Genomic DNA, 4,001 nt, shown 5'->3' with positions numbered 1-4,001 from the left:
GCCGCCGTCTGCGGGCAGGGTGTGGTCACCGTCCGCCTTGTCGAGGGCGGTGGTCGCGACGGTGGGGGTGGGCGGTGGCGTGGGCGTGTCGGAGATCTGCGCCTGTCGCGGCTTGGCCTCGGCGGTCGTGAGCTGCTGGAACGCCTTGCCGCGGCGTGAGTACTGTCCCGGCTGGGGGTCCCACACGTTCCCGGAGACGTACACGTACGTGCCGTTCGCGGTCAGGGTCACCGGACCGGTACCGGTCGGCGCCAGGTAGACGCTCGCGCCGTCGGTCACGGTGCTCACCGTGGCTCCCGCTGCGTCGACCACCCGTCCGCCCGAGGCGCTCAGGTGCACGATCTGCACCTGGTCGGTGTGCACGACGTACGGGCCGACCAGCCCACCGGCGGCCCGGGAGAAGGTGCTGGCGCGGGTCAAGGAGATCGAGCCGCCGTTGGGGCTGTTGGGGCTGACGCTTACCGCGTGGGAGATGTACCAGTTGTAGAGGGCGCGGGCGTCGGCCCCGGTCGTGATCCGGCTCGCGTCCACCGTGGGGGCGTCGCCGTAGTAGTGGATCGCCGTCTGGGTCGCGTCGATGACCTCGTCCGAGTCGAGACCGTTGATGCCGGTGATCGCCGATACCTCGGAGATCGTCAGGTAGGGGTAGGCGCGCTGGAGGATCCAGTTGATCTTCCCCTGCGCGTCGGCGGGACGGTTGTAGTCGAAGACCTGCGCGCTGGAGGCCTTCTGCGTGTACTTGACGCTGAAGCCCTCGTAGTTCGTCTCCGGGCCGGAGCGGTCGATCTGGAGACAGTATTGCCAGGTGCCGTTGGCCAGCCCCCACAGTGCGGACCAGGTCGACGAGCCGCCACCCCAGTCGGGGTTCGTGGCCTGGGTCTGGTCGCCCACCGCGGCCTGCGCGCTCGTGACGCCGGCGAGCAGGCTGCTGGTTCCGAGCAGCAGGGCCATCGCCGCGGCCGCACCGTAGGACACGGCGCCTCGTGCGCGTCGGGGACGTGCTGTCTGGTCGTTCCCGCGCCGTCTGGGACGCGAGATCCACCGGATCTTCATGGAGCTCTTCTCTCTGTTGCGGACGCTCCGTGCGACGCGATCGGCGGCGCAGGGAGGTCTCGGACCGGCACAGGCCGGTGATGGTTGGGCGGTGGCGCAGTCGTTGGTCGGCGGGCCATCGCGTTGGTCACGCGTGCGGGTTTGCACGGATGACGAAGGTGGGAAGGACTTCACCCGCCGCGCTCGAGCCGCACGGGTAGGCGGCGATCAGTCGTCCGACCGGTCCTGGGCCGCCGGGACGACCAGCGGCACGGACTGCCAGGCACCGGTCTCTCCGGTCCAGGGGTTCACGTAGCGAACGCTCGCGGTGTGGAGGCCGGTCGCGAGCTCGGGGAGCCGCACGAGGAGCCCGCCGGGCAAGGCGTGGGTCTCGCCGAGGGAGCCGTCGACCTTCGTCTGGACGACACCAGGGGAGCCGTGGATCCAGAGGGCAACGCCCGGACTGCCCGGGCGCTCGAACCCGGATGGCTCGAGGTGCCAGACGTCGATCGACGGCGCAGCGAACCGGTACGTCCCGACGAGCTCCTGGGGCGAGACGGCGCCGTCCTGATCTACCTGACGGACCGAGTACGTGTCGAGATCGGCCGTCCGCTCGGACGCGAGGAGCGCAACTTGCCAGCGACCCTCGTTGCCCACGACGGAGCTCGCGACGACGGTCCCCGTGGCGTCCAGCAGCTCGACCGTCGCGTGGGCGCTGCCCGTACCCGCGAAGAGAAGGGACCAGAGCGGCGCGGTCCCGCTGGGATGCGGGTCGACCGTCGGAGCGGGCAGACCGATGGCCGGGGCGGGAGCCGGGCCTTCTCCGCTCCGGTCGCGGCTGGCGAGATCGGAGGGGTCGGTCACACCTGTGGTCGGGGCGGACGCCTCGGCGTCGCGAGACCCGCTCGCAACAGCGTCGACCGCGTCGGGGACGCGGCCTGGCCGGGTGGCTGGGGGAGAGGAGTCGGGGGTGCCGGACCCGACGTCCACCTGGTCGTCGGGCGCCGGCGCCACCGCCCGGACCGGGGCCGGCACGGCGTCGTCGGAGGCTTCGATACCGGGAACCTGACCGGTGGCTTCGGGCGGCAGGTCGGGCGACCCGACCGCGGACCCAGCCGGTGCGGGCTGTTCAGTAGCGGGCTTGGCAATCGTCGATGGCGTCACTTCGTGCGTCAGGACGCCGGCCGCCGCGGCCGCACCCCCGACGACGAGTGCACCGACGGCCCATGCCTTGCCCGACCCGGAGGCCATCGCCCGGATCGAGCGTAGGGCATCTCGACGGGCGACCGGGCTGCGCCGGTGCAGCGAACGACGCTGGGAGAGCACGGCGTGCCGTCGCAGGACGCCAGGACCGAACAGGTCGACGCCTGCTGCGGCGAGGGGGGCGAGGATCACGGGAAGTCGCGCCGCCAGGTCGTTGATCTCGGCGGCGACGATCGAGCAGTGGAGGCAGTCCCGAAGGTGGGTCTCCACACGTCTCTGCTCCTCCGCCGAGAGCGTTCCTCGCTCCAGGGCAGGGAGCTGCTCGACGACCGTGCGACACGTGACGGCCAGACGGTGGTCGCTCAGGTGCGCCCGGAGCCACTCCTTGCGCAGCCCTTCCCGGGCGCGGACGGCGAGCGCGGAGGTCGCGTTGGGCGACAGACCGAGCCGGGCACCGGCGTCTCGTACGTTCAGCCCCTCCACGCACGTCAACCACAGCACCGACCGCCAACGCAGCGGGAGCGCCTTGAACGCCCGGACCGTCACCAGCTTCTCGAGCGAACCATCGGCCGGGTCCTCCACTGCGTCGTCGAGCGAGCGCTCGGCCACGTCGTGGAGGTCGCCCACCGGTTGGGGAGCGCGACGGCGGGACATGGAGATCGCCGTGTTGCGGACGGTCTGGTTGAGGTAGGGGCGGAAGGCCCCGTAGGGGCCACCCCCGGCGAGGATCGCGGCGAGGACCGCGCGGGTGGCCTCCTGGACGATGTCCTCGGGGTCGGCGATGCCGGCGTACTGGCGGGCGACGGAGAGAGCCGCGCCGTGATGGCGTTGCCACAGGTCGGCGTAGGCCTCGCGGTCTCCGGCCCGTACCTGGGCGACGAGCTCGACGTCGGTCAGCTCTGGGGTGCTGCTCGTCATGGAGTTTCCTTGGAGGTGGGGACGGGTGGTGGTCAGAGAGCCCGGATCCCGGCGAGGAGGTCGATCAGGGCGTTGGCGGCGTCGCACTCGGGACGGCAGATCTCGCCGGCCTTCGCATCGCACGCCGTGCAGGCGAACCACGCGTTCGCGTACTGCTGGTGCGCCGTGACGTCGCACTGCGCGAAGGCGGTCGCGCCGCACAGCCAGCATGCGAGCGAGGTGAGCGTCGCCGACTGCCGACGGGGATCGGGTGGGAACGCCTCGGTCGGTGCGCTGCTCATCGTCATGTCGTCCCTCCTCGCGGCGCCGGTCGGCTGCCGCTGCTTCCCATGGCACGCGCCGAGGGTCAATGTGATGACGCTGGCGCACTGTCGTCGTAGGGAGTTGGCTCGGGATAGGCCGGGCCGCTGGCCGAGGACGTGACAGCGACACCACCCACGACCAGCGGTTCCGAAAGCCTCGGACTCAGCGCTCGGAGCGCCGAGTCCGGCGGGCCAGGACGGTGATGACGCCACCGACCCCGAGTAGAAGAGCGGCCCCGAGGGCGTACGCACCTACCTCAGCGCCGGTGTGGGCCAGCGCCGATGACACCGTGGCGTGGTTGACCTTGACGGGCGTCACGGTGCGGGTCGTGGTCGCTGCGGACTTCGAAGCGACAAGGGCTTCCTGCGCGGGGACGGTGTGTGTCGTCAACAAGAGCGCGGCCGCGGGCTCCGCAACACTGGAGGGGTCGGCCTGGTCGGCCTGGTCGCCCTGGTCGCCCTGGTCGGTGGGGTCGGTCGTGTCGGTGGCGTCGGTGGGGTCGCCCTGGTCGGTGGGGTCGGTCGTGTCGGTGGGGTCGGTGGGGT

General features: G+C 71.6%; 4 protein-coding genes. All 4 read right to left on the bottom strand.

The window, feature by feature from the left end:
* A partial coding sequence (locus tag H9652_RS03000) for a thioester domain-containing protein (protein ID WP_191794644.1) occupies window positions 1-975 on the bottom strand: 975 nt, incomplete at its 3' end.
* A gap of 285 nt (window positions 976-1,260) precedes the next feature.
* Window positions 1,261-3,153 carry a sigma-70 family RNA polymerase sigma factor gene (locus H9652_RS02995; RefSeq protein ID WP_191794642.1) on the bottom strand — a complete coding sequence of 631 codons (1,893 nt, stop codon included), beginning with the start codon at window positions 3,151-3,153 and terminating at the stop codon, window positions 1,261-1,263.
* Between the two features lie 32 nt (window positions 3,154-3,185).
* The gene (locus H9652_RS02990) at window positions 3,186-3,440 is read right to left on the bottom strand and encodes a hypothetical protein (protein WP_191794640.1); all 255 of its coding nucleotides are present in this window, start codon (window positions 3,438-3,440) and stop codon (window positions 3,186-3,188) included.
* A 178-nt stretch (window positions 3,441-3,618) separates the two neighbouring features.
* Window positions 3,619-4,001 (bottom strand): hypothetical protein (locus H9652_RS02985; protein WP_225227655.1); only part of this gene is annotated, 383 nt, incomplete at its 5' end.

Source organism: Oerskovia rustica (assembly GCF_014836555.1).
Taxonomy (GTDB): domain Bacteria; phylum Actinomycetota; class Actinomycetes; order Actinomycetales; family Cellulomonadaceae; genus Oerskovia; species Oerskovia rustica.
The sequence above is the reverse complement of the archived record's forward strand: the minus strand, read 5'-3'. Positions and strand labels throughout refer to the sequence as shown.